The following is a 24,281-nucleotide window of genomic DNA, read 5'->3' on the forward strand; positions in this document are numbered from 1 at the left end:
AGGTGTTGGCGCATCTGGGATTACGGGGGCCGCTTCGCTATTGAAGGGGTTCATTAGGCGGCGTCACCGCCGCTAGCCTGTTCAAGGCGAGCCAGATACTCCTCGAGCTGGCGGTCGGTAGAGAAGCGTCGGCGGCCTATCGTCACCGACTCGAGCTCCCCTGATGCCCACAGATTGAAGACCGCGCTGCGGCCCACGCCGAGTCGTTGTCCGACTTGCCTATGGTCGTTGTTCTTGTTCATCGCCTTCCCTTATGTCGTGATCGCGACAAAAACTGTCGTGTCCGCAACACTACACGGACTGACGCGGACGCGACAAGACGACGTGGCAGAATGTCGCCATGTCGACAAATTGGGCCGAGCAGATCGGGCAAGAAATCAAGAGGCAGCGGATACGCGCCCGACTCAAGTTCAACTCCCTGTCGGATCGAACGAGGGAGATCAAGCGGCCGGTCCACCGTGTTGCAATACCGAAGCTCGAATCCGGCGAACGCGATATCACGGTTGGCGAGCTAGTTGGCCTTGCCGGGGCGCTCGGCCTGCCGCCGCTAGCACTGCTGTTCCCGGATATTCGCGAAGACGTCGAGTTGTTCCCCGGCAACGTCGTGGCCGGGGTAGACGCCTTAGGCTGGTTCACGGGAACCGGCGATCACCTCGGGCAAGACGCTTCGGCGATTGAACTTGCACTTGCACTAGTGACGAACGAGGTGGCTCTGAAAGCGCAGCGCCACAACTTGTTTCAAAGTGAGCGTGGACTCGAGCTGGAAGAGGCTGGAAGTCTTTCGATGGTTGCCGGCATGCGGGAGCAAGAGGAGAAGAACGTCAAGCAGACCCGAGAGCGAATCAAGTTTCTCGAGTCTCGACGGGAAGAACTGCTACATACCTACGGCCGACTGGTGAACGGTGAGTTCGATGCCTAGGCAGCGGATGGAACCTGGTGAGCACGGCCGGATCACTGAGAGAGTCAGCGGTGGAAAGTATTTCGCCTCTACCTATGTGCGTGACCCGGATGGTGTACGGCGGCGCGTGGAGCGGTCTAGCGAAAAATCGGTCGAGGATGCTCGGCGGAACCTCCAGCGACACTTGACTAAACGGCGGTCTCCACTGTCGGGGCAGCTCGTTACCGACAGGACGACGCTCGGAGAGTTGTTCGAGGTGTGGATTGAGGGCAAGACATTCGAGGATGGCATTAAGCCGCAGACGGCCGGTCAGTACCGCCAGATCTGGGGGAAGTATGGCGTCGGCCAGTTGGGCGCGCTGCGGGTGACTGAGCTTCCGACGTCGCGGGCCAACGCGCATATTCAGGCCGTTGCCGCGACCACTTCATCTCAGGCCGGCTATCTGCGGATCATTCTGCGCGGCATGTTCTCGTTGGCCGTGCGCTTTGACATCCTGGCGGTGAATCCCATCTTGGAGACCAAGACGGCGAAGTTGCACAGGAAACCAGCCCGCGCGATGACACCCGCCGAGTTCGAGCGAGTGCGGGCCGCTGTCGGCGCGTACGTGAGCCGTGACGGGCATGCCGGCCCGAAGCCCGGTCGACTGCTGCCGGCATTCATCGAAGTGTTGGCCGCGACCGGCGCCCGTCCCAGTGAGGTGCTGGCATTGCGGTGGTCAGATGTCGATCTGCTCGCGGACCCGCCGACTGTGACAATTTCGGGCACCCTGGTCGACCACCAGCGGATCCCTGGCAAGGGGCTGCACCGTCAGGAAGCCCGCAAGGGTGATGCGCCGGAGCACACCGTGGTACTCCCCCGATTCGGCGTCGAGGCGTTCACGGCGCTGCTTGGCGAGACTGGCCCGACGGGGCCGGTGTTCGCCAACCGTGACGGCGGATGGATGTCGCTGTGCAATCTACGACGGGCGCTACGGACCGCATTGCCGGACGATCTTCGATGGGTCACGCCGCACTCGTTTCGCCGCACGGTGGCGACGGTGGTCCGTGATGACTTGGGGCCGGCGTTGGCGCAGCAGCAGCTGAGCCACTCGAAGCTGGCCACTACCGAAGCGCACTATTTGCAGCGTCACACCCGCGGCCCGGATGTACGGAACACGCTAGACAAATTCGCCTCCGGGAAGGTGGCGGCTGAAAGTATCAGGAAAGTATCAAGTGGACCGGATTCCGACGGGTCCAGCACCCCAGTGTGAGTGCATTTGCGCTGGTAGATGGAGCCGCCTAGGAGAATCGAACTCCTGACCTATTCATTACGAGTGAATCGCTCTACCGACTGAGCTAAGGCGGCCTGCCTGCCCTCTTCTCGGGCGGCCCGAGTCTACGGCAGCCCCACCGCCACACCCAAGTCCACTACCGCAGTTCCTGCCCGATGGTGGCCACCATCGCGTCCACGGCGAACTTGGGTTTGACATTGATCGCCAGTGCCTCGCGGCATTCCAGCACCGCCTCCACACAACGCAGCAACCGTTCCGGGCTGGCGTGCGCGGCCAGCGAACCCACCCGCTCGGCCATGTCCGGGTGGTTGGGCCGCACCCCCGCGGCGCCGGAAGACACCAGCACCGCGTCACGGAAATACGAGGCCAGGTCGATCAGCGCGCGGTCCAGGGCATCGCGCGAGGCGCGGGTCTGCCGGGATTTCTGCCGGCGCTCCAGGTCCTTGATGGCACCGGCCGAGCCTCGCACCGCCCCAGCGGCCCCTTTCCCGTACCACCCGCCCCCAGAGCGGTACGCAGCTCCTCGGTCTCGGCTTCGGCGCGCCCAGCCGTCAGCGCCACGGCTTCGGCCTCAGCTGCGGCGACCAGCTCCTCGGCCGCCAGAAACGCCCGCGACGGCCGCGCGGCATCGCGAACCAGCTCCAGCGCCTGCTGCCGCCGTTGCCGGGCTTCGGCGTCGGTGGCCAGCCGGCGCGCCCGCCCGACATGACCACCGCTGACCGACGCCGCCCAGTGCGCCGTCTCGGCGTCCAGCCCGTCGCCGTCGATCAGCACCTGCGCGATCGCCTCGTTGGACGGCGTCACCAGCGCGACGTGCCGGCACCGGGACCGCAGCGTGATCGCGATGTCCTCGGGGTCCACCGACGGCGCGCAGAGCAGGAAGACCGTCGACGGTGGCGGCTCCTCGACCACCTTCAGCAATGCGTTCGCGGCGCCCTCGGTCAACCGGTCGGCGTCCTCGACGACCACGATCTGGTGCTGGCCGGTGGTCGGGCGCCGCGACGCGATCTGCACGATGCCGCGCATCTCGTCCACACCGATCGACAGGCCTTCGGGAATCACCCGGCGCACGTCGGCGTGGGTGCCGGCCATCGTCGTCGTACAGGCCCGGCAGGTCCCGCAGCCGGGGTCGTCGTCGGAGGTGCACTGCAGGGCCGCCGCAAAGCACAACGCCGCCACCGACCGACCCGACCCCGGCGGCCCGGTGATCAGCCAGGCGTGTGTCATATTCCCGAAGCCCGGGGTGGCGTGAGGCGAATCACTCCCCCCGGCAGCACGGGCCGCCCGGGCTGCAGCAAGCAGCTCGGCCTCCACCACGTGCTGGCCTACCAGCCGCGTAAACACCCCTGTCATCAACGGCAACAGTAGTGAGCACCCCCGACGGAGACCGATCAGCGTCCGATTCGCGACAATTTTGTGATCTTTCCTGCTCATTCGCCCCCGGTGGGCGACTTGCCGAGGCACATTTAAGTTTCCGACGAGTCCCCGCCGACCGATACGGTGGTTTCGATGACCACGGCAGCACCTCTCCCCCGGCGAATCAGCGCATTCGTCCGATGGGTCGTGCGCACTCCCTGGCCCGTCTTCTCGCTGAGCATGCTGCAGGCCGACATCATCGGCGGCCTGTTCGTCCTCGGGTTCCTGCGTTACGGCCTGCCGCCCAACGACCGGATCCTGCTGCAGGACTTGCCGACGGTCAACGTGGTGATCTTCGTCTGCGCGGTGATCCTGCTGTTCCTCGCCGGATTCGCCTGGAACCTCAAACTGCTGGTGCCGGTCTTCCGCTGGCAGCGCCGGGACAACCTGCTGGTCGAAGCCGATCCGTCCACCACCGAGTTGGCCCGCACCCGCGCGCTGCGGATGCCGTTCTACCGGACCGTCACCACGGTCGCGTCCTGGGCGCTCGGCGGCATCGTGTTCCTCATCGCCAGCTGGTCGGTGGCCCGCCACGCCGCTCCGGTGGTGATGGTCGCCAGCGCACTGGGCGCCACCGCTACCGCGATCATCGGCTACCTGCAGTCCGAACGCGTGTTGCGGCCGGTGGCAGTGGCGGCGCTGCGCAGCGGTGTGCCGGAGAACGTGCGCGCCCCCGGCGTCATCCTGCGGCTGATGCTGACCTGGGTGTTGTCCACCGCGGTGCCACTGCTGGCGATCGTGCTGGCCGTGATCTCCGACAAGATCTCCCTGCTGCACACCACGCCGAACGTGCTGTTCAACCCGATCCTGTTGCTGGCATTGGCAGCGCTGGGCATCGGCGCGACCAGCACGTTATTGGTATCGATGTCGATCGCCGACCCGCTGCGCCAGCTTCGCTGGGCGCTCTCGGAGGTGCAGCGCGGCAACTACAACGCCCACATGCAGATCTACGACGCCAGCGAGCTGGGCCTGCTGCAGGCCGGCTTCAACGACATGGTCCGCGAACTGTCCGAGCGGCAGCGCCTGCGCGATCTGTTCGGCCGTTACGTGGGTGAGGACGTGGCCCGCCGCGCGTTGGAGCGAGGCACCGAGCTGGGGGGCCAGGAACGCGACGTCGCGGTGCTGTTCGTGGACCTGGTGGGTTCCACCCAGTTGGCCGCGACCCGACCTCCGGCCGAGGTGGTCCACCTGCTCAACGAGTTCTTCCGGGTCGTGGTGGAGACCGTCGGCCGCTTCGGCGGGTTCGTCAACAAGTTCCAGGGCGACGCCGCGCTGGCCATTTTCGGCGCACCCATCGAACACCCCGACGGCGCGGGCGCGGCGCTGGCAGCGGCACGTGAACTGCACGACGAGCTCATCCCGGTGCTGGGCAACGCCGAATTCGGGATCGGAGTGTCCGCCGGCCGGGCGATCGCCGGCCACATCGGCGCCCAGGCGCGATTCGAGTACACCGTGATCGGCGACCCCGTCAACGAGGCGGCCCGGCTGACCGAGCTGGCCAAGCTGGAAGAGGGCCACGTGCTGGCCTCGGCGATCGCGGTCAGTGGCGCGCTGGACGCCGAAGCGCTGTGCTGGGACGTGGGCGAAGTGGTCGAGCTACGCGGTCGCACCGCACCCACCCAGTTGGCGCGTCCGCTGAATCTGGCCGCTCCCGACGAGAAGCCGTCGAACCAGGAACCCGAGCGCGAGCGTAACGCCCCGGCGAAGAATCTCGCCTGAAATCGCAGCCGCGTCACCCACGCGCGCTCCGCAGAGATCAGCTGCGCTTGGCAGCCTTCTTGGCCGGGGCCTTCTTCGCCGGGGCCTTGCGGGTGGTCTTCTTCGCGGTCCGCTTCACCGGACCACGTGCCCGCCGATCGGCCAGCAGCTCAGAAGCGCGCGCGTCGGTGATCGACAGCACGTCGTCACCCTTGCGCAGGCTGGCGTTGGTCTCACCGTCGGTGACGTAGGGGCCGAACCGGCCGTCCTTGATCACCATCGGCTTACCCGACGCCGGGTCGGTGCCCAGCTCGCGCAGTGGCGGCGCCGAAGCGGCTTGCCGCCCAGAGCGTTTGGGCTCGGAGTAGATCTTCAGCGCCTCATCGAGGGTGATGGTGAACATCTGATCCTCGGTGGCCAGCGACCGAGAGTCGGTGCCGCGCTTGAGGTATGGGCCGTAACGACCGTTCTGCGCGGTGATCTCCTCGCCGCTGGCGGGATCCACCCCGACCACCCGGGGCAGCGACAGCAGCTTCAGCGCGTCCTCCAGCGTGACCGTCTGCAGATCCATGCTGCGCAGCAGCGAGCCGGTGCGCGGCTTGGGACCGGTCGGCTTCTTGCCCTTCTTGGCCGCCGACCCGTCGCCGCCGTCGTCTTCGGGTTTGGGCAGGATCTCGGTCACGTAGGGTCCGTACCGGCCGTCCTTGGCGACGATCTCGTGACCCGTCTCGGGATCCACACCCAACACCCGGCCCTCCTGCGGTGTGGCGAAAAGCTCTTCCGCCACAGCCAAAGTCAGCTCGTCGGGGGTCAGCGAGTCGTTCAGGTTGGCGCGCTGCGGGGTGGGCTCGCCGTCCTCGCCGATCACGGTGCGTTCCAGGTACGGCCCGTTCTTGCCGACCCGCACATAGACCGGGCGGCCCTCGGCGTCGTCGAAAACCTTGATGGAGTTGACTTCTCGGGCGTCGATACCTTCCAGGTTGACGCCGACCAGCTTCTTCAGCCCGCCGGAGCGGGCCACCGAGTCGGGTACCCCGTGGTCGCCGCCGAAGTAGAAGTTGTTGAGCCAGTTGGTACGTCGCTCGTTGCCCGAGGCGATGGCATCGAGCTCGTCCTCCATCGCGGCGGTGAAGTCGTAATCCACCAAACGGCCGAAATGCTGTTCCAGCAAGCCGATTACAGCGAACGCCACCCAGGACGGCACCAGGGCGCTGCCCTTCTTGTACACGTAGCCGCGGTCCTGGATCGTCTTGATGATCGACGAGTACGTCGACGGGCGCCCGATGCCCAACTCCTCCAGCGCCTTGACCAGCGAGGCCTCGGTGTAGCGCGCGGGCGGGTTGGTGGCGTGACCGTCCGGGGTCAGCTCGATGGCATCGAGCCGCTGCCCCTCGGTCAGCTGCGGCAGCCGGCTCTCGGCGTCGTCGGCCTCGCCGCCGGCCAGCTCGTCCACGGTTTCCACATACGCCTTGAGGAACCCGGCAAAAGTGATGGTCCGACCGCTAGCCGAGAACACCACCTGCCGACCGTTCGATTCGCCGGCGATCCGCAGGCTCAGCGTGGTGCCCCGCGCGTCGGCCATCTGCGAGGCCACCGTGCGCTGCCAGATCAGCTCGTAGAGCCGGAACTCGTCACCGTCGAGCTCGCGGCGCACCGCGTCCGGGGTGGCGAACGTCTCGCCCGCGGGCCGGATGGCCTCGTGCGCCTCCTGAGCGTTCTTCACCTTGCGGGTGTACTGGCGCGGCGAGGGTGAGACGTACTCGTCGCCGTAGAGCTGGCGCGCCTGGTTGCGTGCGGCGTTGATGGCCGACTCCGACAGCGTCGTGGAGTCGGTACGCATATAAGTGATGTAGCCGTTCTCGTAGAGCCGCTGGGCGATGCTCATGGTGCGCTCGGAGGAGAACCGCAGTTTGCGTCCCGCCTCCTGCTGCAGCGTCGAGGTCATGAACGGCGGGTACGGCCGCCGGGTGTAGGGCTTCTCCTCCACCGACGCCACGGTCAGCTGCGCGCCCTGCAGGCCGTTGGCCAGCTCGGTGGCGCCGGCCTCGTCCAGGACGGTCACCTCCTCGGCCTTGCGGAGCACGCCGAGCGAGTCGAAGTCCCGGCCGGTGGCCACCCGCAACCCGTCGACGTTGGTCAGCCGGGCATTGAAGGTAGGCGGCGTGGCCTTGGGGTCGGAGACGCTGGCGTCCAGCCTGGCCAGGATGTCCCAGTAGGAGGCACTGCGGAACGCCATCCGGTCGCGTTCGCGCTGCACGATGATGCGGGTCGCGACCGACTGCACCCGGCCGGCCGACAGCTTGGGCGCGACCTTCTTCCACAGCACCGGGCTGACCTCGTAGCCGTACAGCCGGTCCAGGATGCGCCGGGTCTCCTGCGCGTCGACCAGGTCGATGTCCAGGTCGCGGGGGTTCTCGGCGGCTTCCAGGATGGCCGGCTCGGTGATCTCGTGGAACACCATCCGCTTGACCGGCACCCGAGGTTTTAGGGTCTCCATCAGATGCCAGGCGATCGCCTCGCCCTCACGGTCACCATCCGTGGCCAGATAGAGCTCGTCGACGTCCTTGAGCAGGCCTTTGAGCTCGGTGACGGTGCTCTTCTTCTCCGGGCTGATGATGTACAGCGGCTCGAAGTCGTGATCGACGTTGACGCCGAGGCGTGCCCACGGCTCTGATTTGTACTTGGCCGGCACGTCGGCGGCGGCTCGGGGGAGGTCGCGGATGTGGCCGCGGGACGACTCGACGATGTAGTTGGACCCCAGGTAACCGGCGAGTTTGCGCGCCTTGGTGGGCGACTCCACGATCACGAGTCGCCGGGTGCTCCCGTTCCTGCCGCTGCTCGCCCTCTCGGGGCCCCCGTCAGCCACCTGCGCTTACGCTCCATCTCCTACTTCGGCCCCCTGGCGGAGCCGCCCCACAGGGAAAAGACGGTACGCCGCCGTACCTCTCCTCGCGGGCAACTGACAATTTCGCACCAATAGGCGGGCCTGCGCAAACCGGCTGACCCCGGGACGCACGGCGGCGGCCCCTCAGACCCGGGGCCACTGGTCGGCGGCCTCGGGGTCGTCGGGAGCGTCCCCAACGTTCTCTACCAGGCGCGATAGCCTGCGCCGGCCACTGATCCGAAGCGCTGGGCGGGCGCCCCGAGTGCCGATCAGGGTGGGTGCGATTCCGACCCGCATCAGAGCCGACGCCAGCGGCGAATGAGTGTCGGGCGCGTGCGGGTCCAGACCGAGCAGATACCGGTCCGCCTCGACGCTGCCCGCCGCCAGCGTCCACGCCCGCAACTCCCGCGGCCCGGGCAGCCAGCGCGGCGGAACCGTCTTGACCGCGCCGCGCGTCCACTCCTTGGCGATACCACGCAACCGCGGATCCACCGCCGTCCGCACCAACGGGTGATCTTCGTCGGTCCGGGTGATCTCGGGTACCAGACCGGCTTCGGTGATCATCTCGGCCAATGCGGCGGCGCGCCATGACTGCTCCACCACCACCGACAGCCTCGCGCCGGCGCCGACGGTCACGATCTGGCCCGGCGCGGCCAGCAGCCCGCACAGATCCTCGACCGCGGGCGGCACCGATTCCGCGGCGAAGAAGGAAAGCTGGCTCACGCCACAGACAGTAGGCCAGCAAGCCGGTCGGCCGCTGCTCCTTATCCGGCGCGGCGGTGAAAGGCGCCGGAGCGACGAAAACCCCCCGGGCGGTTCCCGCAGAAGCGGAGCGGCGCCGGGGGGTTGCGTCAGAATCTGCCCGGTTTAAAGGGAGCGGACTCCGGTGGCCTGGGGGCCCTTGGGGCTATGGCCGATCTCAAACTCGACCTTCTGGTTCTCTTCGAGGGTGCGGAAGCCCGTTCCCTGGATCTCCGTGTAGTGGACAAACACATCTGCGGAACCGTCCTCGGGGGCGATGAAGCCGAACCCCTTCTCCGCGTTGAACCACTTCACAGTTCCCTGTGGCATTTCTCGATCTTTCCTTTACTTTCTGGGTGCGGGGCGCCGCCTTTCGGTGCCCCGGGCCCGTTGCGACCGCCATACCTAGCGGAGTCGCCGGAACTTCACCCGACAGATAACCTCGCAGGAACCGCGATCGCAACGTCGATCCTGCGAAAGTTTGACACGAACACAGAAGCTACGACCGCAATTAGTCAACCACGTTCGTCGCGTCCGCGACAGCCTTGTTGGCTGCGTAGATCGCCGAACGGAGGCGCAATTTACGTCGGTGTCACCTAGCGGCCCCACCAGCACACCAGGAAGGCAGGCGATGGCCAGTTTCGGCAGCGAGCTACTCGCCGCCGCGCTCGCCGGTACCGCGCCCGGGGAACGGCCGCTGCGCCACGTCGCCGAGCTGCCGCCCAGGTCGGGCCGGCCGGGTGATTGGCCGCACTGGGTTCCGCCCGGGGTCGTTCGCGCGTTCACCGATCGCGGCATCCGAGCCCCCTGGTCCCATCAGCTGCAGGCGGCCGAACTCGGGCACGCCGGCCGCCACGTGGTGATCAGCACCGGCACCGCGTCGGGCAAGTCCCTGGCCTACCAACTGCCGGTGCTGTCCGCGCTGGCAGGCGACCCGCGCGCCCGGGTGCTGTACCTGTCGCCGACCAAGGCGTTGGGCCACGACCAGCTGCGCACGGCACATGCCCTGGTCGCCGGTGCTGAACTCGCCGACGTGGCGCCCACCGCCTATGACGGCGACAGCCCCGCCGAAGTGCGCCGCTTCGCCCGGGAACGGTCGCGGTGGCTGTTTTCCAATCCCGACATGATCCACCTGTCCATCCTGCGCAACCATGCCCGCTGGGCGGTGTTGCTACGCGGGTTGCGCTTCGTAATCGTCGACGAATGCCATTACTACCGCGGTGTTTTCGGCTCCAACGTGGCGATGGTGCTGCGGCGGCTGCTGCGGCTGTGTGCCCGCTACTCCTGCTATCCGACGGTGATCTTCGCCAGCGCCACCACGGACTCCCCCGGCGCGACGGCAACCGAGTTGATCGGGCAGCAGGTCGCCGAAGTGCTCGACGACGGCTCGCCGCAGGGCGGGCGGACCGTCGCGTTGTGGGAGCCGGCGCTGCGCACCGATCTTCTCGGCGAGCACGGCGCCCCGGTGCGGCGATCGGCCGGCGCCGAGGCGGCGCGAATCATGGCCGACCTGATCGTCGAAGGTGCCCAGACGTTGACCTTCGTGCGGTCGCGGCGGGGCGCGGAGCTGACGGCGCTGGCAGCGCGGGCGCGGCTGGACGAGGTGGCGCCGCAGTTGTCGGGGTTGGTGGCGTCGTATCGGGCGGGCTACCTCAGCGAGGACCGCAATGCGCTCGAGCACGCGCTGGCCGAAGGCCGGCTGCGCGGCCTGGCCACCACCAACGCCCTGGAGCTGGGCGTCGACATCGCCGGGTTGGATGCCGTCGTACTGGCCGGGTTCCCGGGCACGGTCGCCTCGTTCTGGCAGCAGGCCGGCCGGGCGGGCCGGCGCGGTCAGGGCGCGCTGGTGGTGCTGGTCGCCCGCGACGATCCGCTGGACACCTACCTGGTCCATCACCCCGCGGCATTGCTGGGCAAGCCCGTGGAACGGGTGGTGATCGACCCGCGCAACCCGTACCTCCTGGGTCCGCAATTGCTTTGCGCAGCAACAGAACTACCGCTGGACGAGGCCGAGGTCCGAGCGCTGGACGCGGTGGACGTCGCGGACGGCTTGGTCGATGACGGTCTGCTGAAACGCCGCGGCGGCAAATACTTTCCCGCCCCCGGTGTGGATCCTCATGGCGCAGTGGATATCCGGGGATCCATCGGAGGCCAGATCGTCATCGTCGAAGCCGACACCGGACGACTGCTGGGCAGTACCGGGGCCGGGCAGGCCCCGGCCTCGATTCATCCTGGAGCGGTATATCTGCATCAGGGCGAAAGCTATGTCGTCGACTCCCTGGACCTCGAGGAGGGCATCGCCTTCGTCCACGCCGAGGATCCCGGATACGCCACGTTCGCGCGGGAGATCACCGACATCGCCGTGTCCGGCGCGGGGGAACGTTCGTCGTTCGGGCCCGTCACGCTGGGTCTGGTCCCGGTGACCGTCACTCACCAGGTGGTGGGCTACCTGCGTCGCCGCACCGACGGTGAAGTGATCGACTTCGTCGAGCTCAGCATGCCGCAGAGTTCCCTGCCCACCGTCGCGGTGATGTACACGATCGATCCGGAAGCACTGGACCGCAACGGAATCGAACCGACCGCCGTTGCGGGTTCGTTGCATGCCGCCGAACATGCGGCTATCGGGTTATTGCCGTTGGTCGCCAGCTGCGACCGCGGCGACATCGGCGGGTTGTCCACCGCGCTCGGGCCCGACGGCCTGCCCACCGTCTTCGTCTACGACGGCCATCCGGGCGGGGCCGGGTTCGCCGAACGCGGATTCCACCAGGCGCGCGTCTGGCTGGGCGCCACGGCCGCGGCCATCGAGGCCTGCGAATGCCCGAGCGGATGCCCGTCCTGTGTGCAGTCTCCCAAGTGCGGCAACGGAAACGATCCGCTGGACAAGGCCGGTGCGGTGCGCGTGCTGCGCCTGGTGCTCGCGGCGCTGGGCCCGCACTGAGGCGAAAGCCATCGTTTCCGCTCCCCCAGCCGGGGGAGGAGATTTCATCCTCCGAATCGCGCGTTCGGGCGAAGGTCCCGCGGACCCATATGGACCACGGTGAAAAAGGGGCGAACCGCCTCGATCACCGAATCCCGCTGACGCGAAGAGGATGCAACCCATGTCGTACTTGATGACCACTCCGGAGGCACTGGTAGCGGCGGCATCGGATGTCGTGGGTATCGGTTCGACGCTGCAGTCGGCCAATGCGGCGGCCGCGCTCCCGACCACGTCCGTGTTGGCCGCGGGTGCCGATCAAGTGTCGGCAGCGATGGCAGCGCTGTTCTCCGCGCACGGGCAGGCTTATCAGCAGCTGAGCGCCCAGGCGCTGGCGTTTCACGACCAGTTCGCCCGGATCCTGGGCTCTGGGGCGGGCGCCTACGCCGCCGCCGAAGCCGCCAACGTCTCGCCGCTGCAGACAGCGCTGGACGCGGTCAACGCGCCCATCAGGCGGCGACCGGACGGCCGCTGATCGGCAACGGCGCCAACGCCGCCCCTGGTAGCGGCGCTAACGGCGGCGACGGCGGCTGGTTGTTGGGCAACGGCGGGGCGGGCGGCTCCGGGGCCGCGGGCACCGGCCAGCGGGGCGGCAACGGCGGAGCCGCCGGACTGATCGGCTCGGGGGCGCCGGCGGGGCCGGCGGCACCGCCACCGGTAACGCAGGCGGAGCCGGCGGGACCGGCGGAGCCGGCGGCTGGCTGTGGGGTAGTGGCGGAGCCGGCGGCCTCGGTGCGGCGGGCACCGTCGGTGGCGCCGGCGGGTCCGGTGGATCGGGCGGGCTGTTGGGTTCCGGGGTATCGGTGGCACCGGCGGCGACGGCACCGACGGCAACATCGGCGTCGGCGGGACAGGCGGTGCGGGTGGCACCGGCGGGCTGCTGTCCGGCCTGGTCGGCGGGGGTGGCGGCAACGGCGGCGGCGGCGGATCCGGCCAGATCAGCGGAGACCCGGGGTGCCGGGGCGGCGGTGGACACTTCGTCGGCGCCGGCGGCGCAGGCGGTGCCGGCGGATACGGCGCCAGCGGTGGTGTCGGCGGAAACGGTGGCAGCGGGGGATCGCTGTACGGCAACGGCGGCGCGGGCGGCACCGGCGGCGCCGCCTTCTACGGCACCGGAGGCGAAGGCGGGGTGGGCGGAAAGGCGGGGCTGCTGTTCTCCAACGGCGGTGGCGGCGGAGCGGGCGGGTTCAGCTACTACGACGATGCCGGCGCCGGCGGAGCGGGCGGCGACGCCGGACTGTTGGGCTTCGGCGGAACCGGCGGCGCCGGTGGATACTGCTCCGGCCCCCATGTCGGTGGTCCCGGCACGGGTGGTGACGGCGGCTCCGGCGGCCGCGGCGGGCTGTTGTTCGGCAACGGCGGCGCCGGTGGCGCCGGCGGCGAGGGTGGACCCAGCTCCGGTGGTGCCGGCGGCAGCGCAGTGCTGGTCGGCAACGGTGGCAACGGCGGGCTGGGTTCGACGATCGGCTCCGGCGGTATCTCGGGGACATTGCTGGGCTTGGACGGGTATAACGCGCCGACCAGCGGAACCAACCCGTTGCACGTTGCCCAGCAACAGTTGCTCAACGCGATCAATGCACCCGTCGAGTCGCTGACCGGACGGCCACTGATCGGCAATGGCGATCCCGGCGCCTTCGGCACGGGCGCAGACGGCAAGGCGGGTGGCTGGCTGCTCGGCGACGGTGGCGCCGGGGCTGCTGCCGAAGGCGGCAGCGGTGGCCACGGCGGCAACGGCGGCGCCGGCCTCTTCGGCACCGGAGGCGGTGGCGGCGCCGGAACGATGCAGGGAAGGGGACCGGCGGTGGCGGCGGCACCGGCGGAAGGGGCGGCTTGCTGGCCGGCGACGGCGGTGGCGGCGGAATGGGCGGCGGCGCTTTGAACGGGGTGGCGGCGCGGGCGGTGCCGGCGGCAGCGGCGGCTTGTTCGGCGCCGGGGTGCCGGCGGGGTCGGCGGAACCTCCATCGGTGGGCCGGTCGCGGGGGCCGGCGGTGCGGGCGGATCGGCGGGCCTGTTCGGCATCAGCGGTGGCGCCGGCGGCGACGGCGGGTTCGGCATGGACGGCCGTGGCGGGGCCGGAGGGTCGGCGGCAACGCCGGACCGCTAGGTGGCTCGGGCGGGTTCGGAGGTGCCGGTGCCAATAACGCCGCCGGCGCCGGTGGCGATGGCGGCAACGCCGGGCTGCTGTTCGGCAGCGGCGGATCCGGTGGTGCCGGCGGATCGACGATCGGTGCGCTCGGCGTGTCCGGGCCCGGTGGCGGCGCCGGCGGCGACGGTGGCAATGGCGCGCGACTGTTCGGCGGCGCCGGCGCCGGGGCTTCGGCGGAAACGCGTTCACCGCCGCCGGCGGGCCGGCGGCTCGGGCGGAGACGCCGGGCTGATCGGCAGCGGCGGCGCCGGCGCAGCCGGCGGATTCAGCTACCTCGGGGCGGCGGGCGGCGCCGGCGGATCCGGCGGCAACGGCGGCACGCTGGCCGGCCCCGGCGGCGCCGGCGGCGCCGGCGGCGCGGGCAACCCGAACTACGTCAACGGGCACGGTGGCGACGGAGGGGCCGGCGGCGGCGCGGTCTGGTTCGGCGACGGCGGCAACGGCGGCAACGGCGGGATAGGCGTCACCACCGGGGCCCCCGGCGCGGGCGGCGACGGCGGAAAGCTAGCCGGCCAGGACGGGCACGACGGCCTCTCCTGACCGCAGTCGCACCCGGAGAATTTTGCGGAAAACGGATATTCCCTTCCGGCGGAATTCCGTTTACGGTGCAACGTAGCCGTCCGCGCCGCGCACGGCCATCAGACACTGGCCGAGTCTGTCGAGCATCGATTCGGAGGTGTCGTTTGTCGCTTGTCAGCGCAGTCCCCGGCGCCATCAGTACCGCCGCCGCGAATGTCACCGGCATCGGTGCGACGATCAGCGCTGCCAACGCCCTGGCTGCGGCACCCACCACCGCCGTACTCGCCGCGGCCGGGGACCAGGTGTCCGCCGCCGTAGCAGCCCTGTTCTCCGTTCACGCGCAGACCTATCAGACCCTCAGTGAGCAGGCCGCGAACTTCCACGCCCAATTCGCACGGGCGATCGAGTCGAGCGCGAACGCGTATGCCTCCGCCGAGTCGGCCAACGCCTCGTCGATCGGCAACGTCGACATCGCAAAAACCGGGTCCGCCGCCGGCCCCGCCTGCGAGTACGTCGGGACCTTTCGCTCCGTCGCGGCTGAGCGCAGTGCGCCCGGCCAGACCGCCGCACCTACGGGCACCGATCGGGCCGCATCGGGCGCAGCGTCCGCCGAAACCGGTCCAGTCGTCGCCGGCGGCGGCAGCGGCGGACTGCTGCTCGGCCCCAGCCGAGCCGTGGTGGCGGGTAGCGCAGGCATGGGCAGCGCCGCAGCGGGCGGTTCCGGCGGAATCCTGAGCCGGCTACTCCAAGGCGGCGAACGTCGTGCCCGGGCCGGCGGGAGCGGCCGGGTCAGCGCGGGGACGGGCGTCGGGGTGTTGCTCACTTCACCGCAGACGCAGGACACGCTCCGTATTGCCACTGCGTGTTCGGCACCGGAACGCAGGCGCCTCGATTCACCGGCATGAGATCTCCCCGGACGACTGAATGTGCTGCAGCACAACACATTCAGAGCCGGAAAGATCGCATCCGTAGCGAACCGGGTCACGAGATCCGTGCTGTGATCCGTTGGATGGGCGACCGACCCCTCGAACGGTCGACCTCCACGGACACGCTTGGCGACGGTCGGACGACACACAATCCGTCGCATTCTGCGAATCATCGCGAGTGCAGCAGAAACCTACCCGGCAGTAAGCGCCAATTGCAACACATTGCGCCGCGATTCACGAAAGTCGCCGTGCGCGAATCCGTCTGACGGTATGACAAGCGCCCTCTGAGAAGACTCCGATTGTTGCGCTACCGTTGAAAGCCTACCGCTTCACTTAACTAGCCGACGTCGGCAGACCTTTCCTGCAACGGGGACAACGGATTTGACTCACGGGTCGATCCCGCCGCCGCACATCGCCGCGCACTGCGCTTCCCCGATCGCACCGGCGCCCGGTTAGCCGCCGAATCTGTTTGGTGCACAAGGCGATTCGGCTGTCACCGGCCCCGGCGGGGTTTGTGGCAGCCGGACCACATCAATGCGAAGGGTTGGACCGACCGACGGACCCGCCCCGTCAAGCTACCGACTCGCGATCAGTAAACTGCCGCTATGGGCCACGACTGGTTGCTCGTGGAGACGCTGGGCGACGAACCCGCCGTCGTCGCGCAGGGACGTCAGCTCAAGAATCTCGTACCGATCACCACGTTTTTGCGCCGAAGCCCGTATCTGGCCGCCGTCAAAACGGCGATCGCCGAGTCGGTGCAGACCGGGCAGGCGCTGACCAGCATCACCCCGAAGAGCGACCGCGTAATCCGCACCGAGCCGGTGATCATGTCCGACGGACGCATCCACGGCGTCCACGTGTGGAGTGGCCCGCCGGACGAAGACCCACCCGAACGTCCCGTCCCGGGTCCGCTGAAGTGGGACCTGACCCGCGGGGTGGCCACCGACACTCCCGAGTCGTTGTCCAACAGCGGCAAGAACCCCGCGGTCGAGGTCACCTACGGCCGGGCCTTCGCCGAGGATTTGCCGTCGCGGGAACTCAACCCGAACGAAACCAAGGTGCTGGCCATGGCGGTCCGAGCCGAGCCGGGTCTGACGCTTTGCAGCACTTGGGATATCACCGACTGGCAGGGCAATCCGATCCGCATCGGGTTCACCGCACGAAGCGCGGTGGAGCCCGGGCCCGACGGCCGTGACCATCTGGTCGCCCGAGCGATGAACTGGCGCACGGAGCGCAAGGGGCCGGCGGTGGTCGCCGACGACCTCGCGCAGCGGATCCTCAATGGCCTCGCCCAAGCTGGTGTCCATCGCGCCCTCGTCGACCTGAAGAACTGGACGCTGCTGAAGTGGCTCGATGAGCCGGCCCCGTTCTACGATTGGCGCGGCACCGATTCCGACAGGCAGCGGGTTCACCCCGATGACGAGCAGTTAATGGCTTCCATGACAGCCGAATTCGCCGATGGGGCCACCAGTCGGGTGCTGCGATTGCCCGGAAACGACACCGAGTGGGTTCCGGTGCATGTGACCGCCAACCGGATCGAACTCGAGCCCGACACCTACGCCGGTCTTCTCGCGCTGCGACTGCCCACCGACGAGGAAGTCTCCCGGGCGCGGTCACAGGACGTACCGACCGACTCCGGCCCGAGCTGATGGCATCGGCGCGTAGCTGATCGGCGACGGAAGGAAATGGCGCCGACCGGCACCGGGGATCCCGGTTCGGCCTGGCTCACCGGCGCGGTGCAGTACCCGGCCCCGTCCTGACCGGGCCCGCCCGCGCGGATGCGCGAGCAACACCGGCGAGTACGGCGGGCACTTCGACGGTGACGACGATGTCGAGATCGTCCGCCGCGCACCGGACATCGCCGACCCGCATCTGACGAGCTAGCGATGTCGCGCTTGCGCATGCCGCGGCGTAGCCCTGCGGAAGGCGCTCGGCACCGGCCAGTGCGGCCAGGTCGGCGGCGGCCTGGGCGCGGTGCCGGGCCACCACAGCGGACCCCAGGCACACGCCCGCGGCGGTGAGACACAACAGCCCGGCGACCAGAAAAGCGGCGAACACCGTCGCCGAGCCACGTTCATCGCGGCTCGGCGACCGATACCGCCCTGGCCGCAATATCCAAGGCAGGCAGCAACTTCGAGTGCGCCACCACGGTGGCGATCCACAGATCGCCGTCACGGCGAACGACGACTTGCGCCCCGGCCGGAGCGATACGGCGGGCAACCTGCTCGGCAGCGTCGCCGTCGCCGCGGGCCGACAACCGCGCCGCCTCACGAGCCGCGTCCACGCAGCGCACCTGCATCGACACCGCCGTAATACCGGCCAGGCACAGCACCAGCACCGCCACCAGCGCAGCGATGGCCAACGCGGCCTCGACGGTGCTCGAACCAGCACTGGCGACTAGACCTTGGTGCTGAGCGCGCGCCCGATGATGTGGTTCAACGCCGAAACGACGGAGTCGCCGGTCACCACGGTGTAGAGGATGGCACCGAATGCCGCCGCGGCAATAGTCCCGATGGCGTACTCGACCGTGGACATCCCCGACTCGTCGGTCGCCAGCACTGCCACGCGTGCCGCGAATCCTCGAAACATGTTGAACATCAACCACTTCCCTTCTCACAACAGACCTGACTGCAGGACATGGCCGGCCAATCCGGCCACCACCGGGACGATCCCCAGGCCTACGAAGGCGGGCAGGAAGCAGAGGCCGAGCGGACCGGCGATCAGGACGCCCGCGCGCTCGGCGGCTGCGCCCGCCGCGTGCGCGGACTCCTGCCTGGACTGGACCGCCAGTTCGGCGACGCCGTCGGCAAGCGCGGCCCCCGACGAAGCCGAGCGCCGCGCCAACCTCAGCAGGGCGTCGATCTGCGCATCAGCAGTCCCACCGGCCAGATCGGCCGGCCTGGACCAGGCGACGTCGGCGGGGGCACCCAGCGCCAGCAGATCGGCGGCGCGGCGCAGGACCTGCGCCATGTCCGTCGGCGCCGAACCGGCCGCCGCCGCTGCCGCAGTCGACACCGCCATACCCGCGCCGAGACAGACGGCAAGCACATCCAGGCTCGCTGCCACCGCCAGCCGATCCGGCGGGGCCGATCGGTGCGGCCGCTGTCGGCTCACGCGCGGGTGTGCTCCGGCGCGTGCGCGCACTACCGCCGGACCGGCACCGAACAACAGTGCCGCCGCCAGCAACAATGCCGCGGTGCTCATGTGTGGGCTCCCGCTCGCCGGGTCATCCCGACACCACCCGATCACCGATCCGGTCCGACCACAACAGCCCGCAGCACAGCAGCACCACGCCCGCCACCAGAAACCAACCGCCTACTCCCCCGCCGCACAGGAACCGTAGCGGCTGGGCCCCGATCAGCTGTCCGAGCAACATGCCCAGTACCGGCAGGCCGGCCAGGATGGCGGCGGTGGCGCGGGCGCCGGCCAGCCCCGAGACGACTTTCGCCGAAAACCGCTGCCGCTCGGCGACATCGCGTTGCGCGGCCCGCATCAGCGTGCTGATCGCCAGGCCGTGTTCGCCGGCAAGCTGCCAGAACACGGCGATGCGCTCCCACTGCGCGGGCAGCGCCGACGTCTGCCCGGCGGCGCGTAAACCGGCCGGGACATCGGCCCCAGCCGGGCGCGCGCGGCGACTGCCCGCATGGCGCGCGAAACCGGGCCGCCGCTCTCGTCGGCGGCGACGTCGAACGCATGGACCGGGTGGGCGCCCACCCGGAGCTCACCGACCAACACCTCGAGCGAGGCTTCCAGCGCCCTGCCCTCCGCTGCGGCACTGCGGCTGCGCCGACGCCGCAGCGCCCGCACAGCCACGGTCGCGGCGGCCATCGCCCCCGCCACCGCGGTCGTTAAGGGCAACACCGCCAGGGCGACCGCGACAACGCCGACACAACCCCAACCGACGGCCCCGGCATCCGCGGCGAGACGCCGTCGCCCGGACCCACCCGCAGCGAGCCGGCCCCGCGGCGAACCGGGTGCCACCAGCAGAGCCACAGCCAGCAACACCAGCCCGGTCATGCCGACCTCCCGGTCGGTAGCAGGGCAAGCAGCTCGCCGGCCTGATCGGTCTTTCCGCCCTCGGCGTGCCACGCCGTGACCGCGTGGACGTGACCGTCCCGGCCGCGGCGCAGCACGGCGATCTGGTCGAGCCGGCGGCGCCCGGCTCCGTCGCGGCAGACATGCAACAGCACCCGTACCGCCGCGGCGAGCTGGCTGTGCAGGGCGGGGCGGTCCAAGCCGCCCAGCGCGCCCAATGCCTCCAGCCGGGCCGGCACCTCGCTCGGGCTGTTGGCGTGCACGGTGCCCGCGCCGCCCTCGTGGCCGGTGTTCAGCGCGGCCAGCAGATCGACTACTTCGGCGCCCCGGACCTCACCCACCACGATCCGATCCGGCCGCATCCGCAGCGCCTGGCGGACGAGTTGGCGCACCGTCACCTCGCCGACGCCCTCGACGTTGGCGCAGCGTGCGACCAGTTTGACTAGATGCGGATGCCGCGGCGCCAGCTCGGCGGCGTCCTCGACACAAACGATCCGCTCGGTCGGCGGGACCGCGCCCAGCATCGCGGCCAGCAGCGTGGTCTTGCCCGCCCCGGTGCCGCCGGTGATCAGGAATGCGAGCCGCGCGGCGATGACGCCGGCCAGCAGTTCACCGGCCTCGGGTGTGATCGCCCCCGCCGCCCTCAGCGCCGCCAGACCTTGAGTCGCCGGGCGCAATACGCGCAACGACAGGCAGGTACCCGCGCTCGCCACGGGCGGGAGCACGGCGTGCAGGCGCACCGTGCTCCCGTTAGCCCCGATTCCGCTCAGCTGCTGCCCGTCCACCCAGGGCTGGGCGTCGTCGAGCCTACGGCCGGCGGCCAATGCCAGCCGTTGCGCCAGCCGTCGCACGGCCGCCTCATCGGTGAATCGAATGTTGCTGCGCCGCAGCCCTTCTCCGTCGTCCACCCACACGGCATCGGGCGCCGTCACTAACACGTCGGTGGTGCCGTCGGCACCCAACAGCGGGTCCAGGATGCCGGCACCGGTCAGTTCGGTCTGCAATAACCGGAGATTGGCCAACACTTCGGTGTCGCCGAGGATGCCACCGGATTCGGCGCGAATCGCCTCGGCCACCAGGCTGGGCTTCAGTGGACCGGCCTCGGTGGCCAGCCGCTCACGGACACGTTCGATCAGCGAGCCGGTCATGCCGCACGACCACCCGAACTCGTTCGGCCACTTGACAATACGCCGAGGACACGACGGGACGCCGAAGCCAGTGCCGAGCGGCGGCCCATCCGCAACCCACCGCGCTCGAGCCGTTCGGCCAATTGCGGTTCGGCCCGCATCGACGCCAACAGCGGCACGGCGGCGATCTCGGCGACCTCCGCGGCACGCAATCCTCCCGGCGACGGCCCGCGCACCACCAGCCCGACATTGGGGTTGATCGCGGCCAGCACGGGAACGATGGTCGCGGTGGCAGCACAGGCCCGGACGTCGCATCGGGTGACCAGCACCACGAGGTCGACGCCGTCCAGCGCGACGTGCGTCGCCTCGGTCAGGCGGCGCGGGAGATCGCAGACCACGGTGACGCCACCGCGGCGACCGGCCTCGACGATCGCATCGACCGGCCCAGCCTCGAGTTCGTAACCACCCCGCCGGGTGCCGGACAGGATGCTCACCCCGCCGTGCCGCGGCAGCACCTCGCGCACGGACGGCCAGCTCAGCCTGCCGCCCTGCAGTGCCAGATCTGGCCAGCGCAGCCCGGGCGCGGTCTCGCCGCCCGTCAGCAGATCGATGCCACCGCCCCACGGATCGAGATCGAGCAGCAGCGCCTCGCCTGCCGTCTGCGCCAGGGCGACCGCGAACAGCGATGCCCCGCCGGCCCCGCAGCCACCGATGACGGCGACAGCCTGACCGCGCAGGCTGTGCTCGCGAGCCGACTCGGCGGCTTCGGCCAATGCGCGGACCAGCGCCTGTTCTTGGGCAGGCACTTGCAGGACGAGTTCCGCGCCGACTGCGACCGCCGCGGCCCAGGTGGCCGTCGCCGGTGCGCCGTCGCTCAATACGCTGACGTGGGTGCGCCGCGGCAGCCCGGCCCGACCGCACAACTCGGCGGCGGGGGCGTCCAGGACCACGGCTGTTGCCGCTGACCAGGTCTTCCTGCTGACCTGCCCGCCGACATGGACCACCCGCACGCCGACGGCCGCGGCGACGCGGTCCAGTTCCGCACGCAGCTCCGGCTCCGCCAGCATTGCCAGCACACCGGCGCCGGCCCGCGCGGGACGAGAAGAGTTGGTCACATCTCTACCGTGCGGGCACTCGGGGAAGCACACCAGTGCCGCGACCGGATTTGTGGAGAAAGAACGGTCTGTGCACAAATCGTTCGCTGGGCGGCCGGGCTGTCCCCGACGATTACGATTCCCGCAACGAACCCCAGGCGGACGCAGGCAAAAGTGACCGGTGGTCAGTCAGAAATTTTTACCCTGGAAAAGGGACGACCCCCGCCAGGGGGGGAGGAGGCGAGGGTCGTCGTGTATCAGCCCCGGGGGGTCGGGCTGATACACCCTCGGCTCAAGGCCGAGTAATGCTTACTATACACATGCCAGCCGGGCTCAACGCAAGTACTCAGCCGAAACGAAAGTGCCGTTTGAGCCGTGAAAACGCCCACGGCAGAAAGACAAGCCGGGAATTAGAAGCCCGTTCTGACACCGATCCGCGCCAAAGATCCCGGCTGCGTCGAATCGCCGACCTATGCTGGATCGGTGACCGTCCCCGACTCGGCCGCGCACGGACAGAGCTCTCCGCAAACACCGGGACCGGCTGTTCCCGGTGTCCGCACCGCGGCGTTCTTCGATTTGGACAAGACCATCATCGCCAAGTCCAGCACGCTGGCTTTCAGCAAACCCTTTTTTGCGCAGGGACTACTTAACCGGCGGGCTGTGCTGAAGTCCAGCTACGCGCAGTTCATCTTCCTGCTCTCCGGGGCCGACCATGACCAGATGGACCGGATGCGCGCTCACCTGGCCAACATGTGCGTCGGGTGGGACGTCGAGCAGGTCAAGTCGATCGTCGCCGAGACGCTGCACGACATCGTGACTCCGCTGGTGTTCGCCGAGGCCGCTGACCTGATCGCGGCCCACAAGCTGTTCGGGCGCGACGTCGTGGTGGTGTCCGCATCGGGCGAAGAGATCGTCGCGCCGATCGCCCGGGCGCTGGGCGCCACGCACGCGATGGCCACCCGGATGGTGGTCGAGGACGGCAAGTACACCGGCGAGATCGCGTTCTACTGCTACGGCGACGGCAAGGTGCAGGCGATCCGCGAGCTGGCCGCCCGCGAGGGTTACCCCTTGGAGCACTGCTACGCCTACTCCGACTCGATCACCGACCTGCCGATGCTGGAAACGGTGGGGCACCCGTCGGTGGTCAACCCCGACCGTGGTCTGCGGCGAGAAGCCCTCGAACGCGGCTGGCCGGTGTTGTCGTTCTCCCGGCCCGTGTCGCTGCGCGACCGAATACCGGCGCCCTCGGGGGCGGCCATCGCGACGACGGCCGCCGTCGGTGTGACCGCGGTGGCGGCCGGCGCCGTCACCTACGCGCTGTTGCGGCGTTACGCGTTCTGACGGCGCCTGCCAGCACTGCCGTCGCAATTTTCCCAACCGTCCCGTCAGCAAACGCACGGACGGGAAATTCGCTGCAATTGCCGAACTTTCACCCGCGACAGGGGTTGCTGTGCCTGTGGTCTAGTAGTACAAAGGAACCACGGCAGCCCGGTGAGGCCAAGGTCGATCCGGAAGAGAAGGTTCGTTCTCCCGACCCGGGCACCCAGCACGGTTCTCGGCACCCACGCGGAGTCATAGCCGCGATAATGGCAGAAGTGTTGCGGGCCTGCGTAATTGCGAATGACGGAATGCCCCGACGGCCCTTTGGGTGGGGTCGCAGCAGGAAGTTTCGCAAACGCGCCGAGGCCACCCACGCAGCCCACATATGCACGCTTGGTACCCGGGAACCGTGTTGGCGGGCGGCGATTCGAATTCATTCGTATCGCCGCCCGCTTCGCATTTTCCGGTGCGCTATCTTTTCGGGCCCCCAGCTACCGAATCGGCAATCGCCACAGCTTCCTGCGCGCCGGCCCGCAACGCCCGGCAACACAGCACCAGCCAGGCCGCCACGCCGTCGGGGGAACCGGACGCGAACTTCAGCGCGGCGTCCCGGTAGGCCGCGGGCTGACGCATCCACATCACCTCCGGCACACCCAGCCCATGCGGATCCAGGCCGCCGGCAATGGTCACCAACCGAGACACCGCACGGGCGACGACACCGTCGGCGCTGCCGAACGGCTCGAGTGTCAGCAACTCCCCGTGCGCCACGGCGGCAACCACCGGCGCCGAAGCCGCAGTGGGTCGGGTGACGACGTCGGCGAGCAACTCCAGCCGCGGGCCGATCTCGGGTGCGGCACGCGGGCGGCCCAGCCGTGCCTCGTCGACCTGGTCGGCGGCCGCCAGCATGTGCAGCCGCGCCAGCGCCTGCAGTGGCGCTTTCCGCCACACGGCGACGAGTGACCCCTCGCCGCCTTCCAGGGCCTGGGCCACCCGCAACGCTCCGCCGAACACCGGGTCGCTGACGCCTGCGGCATCCGCGACGTCGTCGAGCTGCACCGGACCGCCGTCGAGCACCGAGGAGGCCCGGGCCGCTCGCAACGACGCCTCCGCGGCCGTCACCGGCCAGCCGCGCAGGTTGGCCCGGTGCCGATGGGCCCGCCCCAGCGCCTCGCGCGCCCGGTCGCTGGCTTCAGCGACACCCGGCAGGTCCATCAGCGGCGCCAGCGGATCCGT

Annotated in this window: 18 protein-coding genes, 1 tRNA gene and 4 pseudogenes; 9 read left to right on the forward strand and 14 right to left on the reverse strand. The window is 69.4% G+C overall.

Annotated elements, in window-relative coordinates; genetic code table 11:
• Window positions 1-53: 53 nt before the first annotated feature.
• Window positions 54-242, reverse strand: coding sequence for a hypothetical protein (locus L6444_RS27945; RefSeq protein ID WP_236978608.1), 189 nt, complete (start codon window positions 240-242; stop codon window positions 54-56).
• Between the two features lie 98 nt (window positions 243-340).
• On the opposite strand from L6444_RS27945, the gene L6444_RS27950 reads away from it, so the two are divergent.
• A complete protein-coding gene (locus tag L6444_RS27950) occupies window positions 341-919 on the forward strand; it encodes a hypothetical protein (RefSeq protein WP_236978611.1) in 579 nt (192 codons plus the stop codon).
• A complete protein-coding gene (locus L6444_RS27955; RefSeq protein WP_236978613.1) occupies window positions 912-2,147 on the forward strand; it encodes a tyrosine-type recombinase/integrase in 1,236 nt (411 codons plus the stop codon). The genes L6444_RS27950 and L6444_RS27955 overlap by 8 nt, the downstream gene beginning before the upstream one ends.
• Before the next feature lie 19 nt (window positions 2,148-2,166).
• Here L6444_RS27955 and L6444_RS27960 read toward each other — a convergent pair.
• A tRNA-Thr gene (locus L6444_RS27960) sits at window positions 2,167-2,242 on the reverse strand.
• 62 nt (window positions 2,243-2,304) lie between these two features.
• Window positions 2,305-3,521: pseudogene (locus L6444_RS27965) on the reverse strand (DNA polymerase III subunit delta').
• Window positions 3,522-3,622: 101 nt separating this feature from the next.
• Between L6444_RS27965 and L6444_RS27970 the strand changes: the two are divergent.
• Window positions 3,623-5,303, forward strand: a pseudogene (locus tag L6444_RS27970) (adenylate/guanylate cyclase domain-containing protein); the annotation flags it as partial.
• Between the two features lie 37 nt (window positions 5,304-5,340).
• On the opposite strand, the gene topA reads toward L6444_RS27970, so the two are convergent.
• The 3 genes from topA to cspA form a co-directional block, all read right to left on the reverse strand.
• On the reverse strand, window positions 5,341-8,148 hold the full coding sequence (gene topA / locus L6444_RS27975) for a type I DNA topoisomerase (protein ID WP_236978614.1): 2,808 nt from the start codon (window positions 8,146-8,148) through the stop codon (window positions 5,341-5,343).
• A gap of 162 nt (window positions 8,149-8,310) precedes the next feature.
• The gene (locus L6444_RS27980) at window positions 8,311-8,889 is read right to left on the reverse strand and encodes a hypothetical protein (protein WP_236978616.1); all 579 of its coding nucleotides are present in this window, start codon (window positions 8,887-8,889) and stop codon (window positions 8,311-8,313) included.
• Window positions 8,890-9,033: 144 nt separating this feature from the next.
• Window positions 9,034-9,237 carry a cold shock protein CspA gene (gene cspA / locus L6444_RS27985; RefSeq protein ID WP_003419650.1) on the reverse strand — a complete coding sequence of 68 codons (204 nt, stop codon included), beginning with the start codon at window positions 9,235-9,237 and terminating at the stop codon, window positions 9,034-9,036.
• A 301-nt stretch (window positions 9,238-9,538) separates the two neighbouring features.
• Between cspA and L6444_RS27990 the strand changes: the two genes are divergently transcribed.
• The 5 genes and pseudogenes from L6444_RS27990 (at window position 9,539) to L6444_RS28005 (ending at window position 17,121) form a co-directional block, all read left to right on the forward strand.
• Complete coding sequence (locus tag L6444_RS27990) at window positions 9,539-11,845, forward strand: DEAD/DEAH box helicase (protein ID WP_236978617.1); 2,307 nt, start codon at window positions 9,539-9,541, stop codon at window positions 11,843-11,845.
• 160 nt (window positions 11,846-12,005) lie between these two features.
• Window positions 12,006-13,409: pseudogene (locus L6444_RS31325) on the forward strand (PE family protein); the annotation flags it as partial.
• Between the two features lie 597 nt (window positions 13,410-14,006).
• Window positions 14,007-14,567, forward strand: a complete 561-nt coding sequence (locus tag L6444_RS31330) for a hypothetical protein (RefSeq protein WP_459561264.1) — start codon at window positions 14,007-14,009, stop codon at window positions 14,565-14,567.
• 143 nt (window positions 14,568-14,710) lie between these two features.
• The gene (locus tag L6444_RS31335; protein WP_370653043.1) at window positions 14,711-15,451 is read left to right on the forward strand and encodes a PE family protein; all 741 of its coding nucleotides are present in this window, start codon (window positions 14,711-14,713) and stop codon (window positions 15,449-15,451) included.
• Window positions 15,452-16,077: 626 nt separating this feature from the next.
• Window positions 16,078-17,121 (forward strand): PAS domain-containing protein, encoded by a 1,044-nt coding sequence (locus tag L6444_RS28005; protein ID WP_236978618.1) that lies wholly within the window; start codon window positions 16,078-16,080, stop codon window positions 17,119-17,121.
• Window positions 17,122-17,197: 76 nt separating this feature from the next.
• Here L6444_RS28005 and L6444_RS28010 read toward each other — a convergent pair whose 3' ends face one another.
• The 7 genes and pseudogenes from L6444_RS28010 to ssd form a co-directional block, all read right to left on the reverse strand.
• Entirely contained in the window at window positions 17,198-17,530 is a 333-nt protein-coding gene (locus L6444_RS28010) for an Rv3654c family TadE-like protein (RefSeq protein WP_236978619.1), read from the reverse strand.
• Window positions 17,531-17,546: 16 nt separating this feature from the next.
• On the reverse strand, window positions 17,547-17,834 hold the full coding sequence (locus L6444_RS28015) for a TadE family type IV pilus minor pilin (RefSeq protein ID WP_370653044.1): 288 nt from the start codon (window positions 17,832-17,834) through the stop codon (window positions 17,547-17,549).
• 35 nt (window positions 17,835-17,869) lie between these two features.
• Entirely contained in the window at window positions 17,870-18,070 is a 201-nt protein-coding gene (locus L6444_RS28020; RefSeq protein ID WP_236978620.1) for a DUF4244 domain-containing protein, read from the reverse strand.
• 15 nt (window positions 18,071-18,085) lie between these two features.
• Window positions 18,086-18,676, reverse strand: a complete 591-nt coding sequence (locus L6444_RS28025) for a type II secretion system F family protein (RefSeq protein ID WP_236978623.1) — start codon at window positions 18,674-18,676, stop codon at window positions 18,086-18,088.
• 22 nt (window positions 18,677-18,698) lie between these two features.
• Window positions 18,699-19,489 (reverse strand): annotated as a pseudogene (locus L6444_RS28030) (type II secretion system F family protein).
• The gene (locus L6444_RS28035; RefSeq protein WP_236978628.1) at window positions 19,486-20,655 is read right to left on the reverse strand and encodes a TadA family conjugal transfer-associated ATPase; all 1,170 of its coding nucleotides are present in this window, start codon (window positions 20,653-20,655) and stop codon (window positions 19,486-19,488) included. Before L6444_RS28035 ends, L6444_RS28030 begins: the two are co-directional and overlap by 4 nt.
• A complete protein-coding gene (gene ssd / locus L6444_RS28040) occupies window positions 20,652-21,701 on the reverse strand; it encodes a septum site-determining protein Ssd (protein ID WP_236984455.1) in 1,050 nt (349 codons plus the stop codon). The genes L6444_RS28035 and ssd overlap by 4 nt, the downstream gene beginning before the upstream one ends.
• A 510-nt stretch (window positions 21,702-22,211) precedes the next feature.
• Here ssd and L6444_RS28045 point away from each other — a divergent pair.
• Window positions 22,212-23,069: an HAD-IB family hydrolase gene (locus tag L6444_RS28045; RefSeq protein ID WP_236978629.1), complete on the forward strand. Its 858-nt coding sequence runs from the start codon at window positions 22,212-22,214 to the stop codon at window positions 23,067-23,069.
• 450 nt (window positions 23,070-23,519) lie between these two features.
• Here the strand turns inward: L6444_RS28045 and L6444_RS28050 are convergent, their stop codons facing one another.
• Window positions 23,520-24,260 carry a Fic family protein gene (locus L6444_RS28050; RefSeq protein WP_236984457.1) on the reverse strand — a complete coding sequence of 247 codons (741 nt, stop codon included), beginning with the start codon at window positions 24,258-24,260 and terminating at the stop codon, window positions 23,520-23,522.
• Window positions 24,261-24,281: the final 21 nt, after the last annotated feature.

The sequence above is a fragment of the Mycobacterium kiyosense genome (assembly GCA_021654635.1).
Taxonomy (GTDB): Bacteria; Actinomycetota; Actinomycetes; order Mycobacteriales; family Mycobacteriaceae; genus Mycobacterium; species Mycobacterium kiyosense.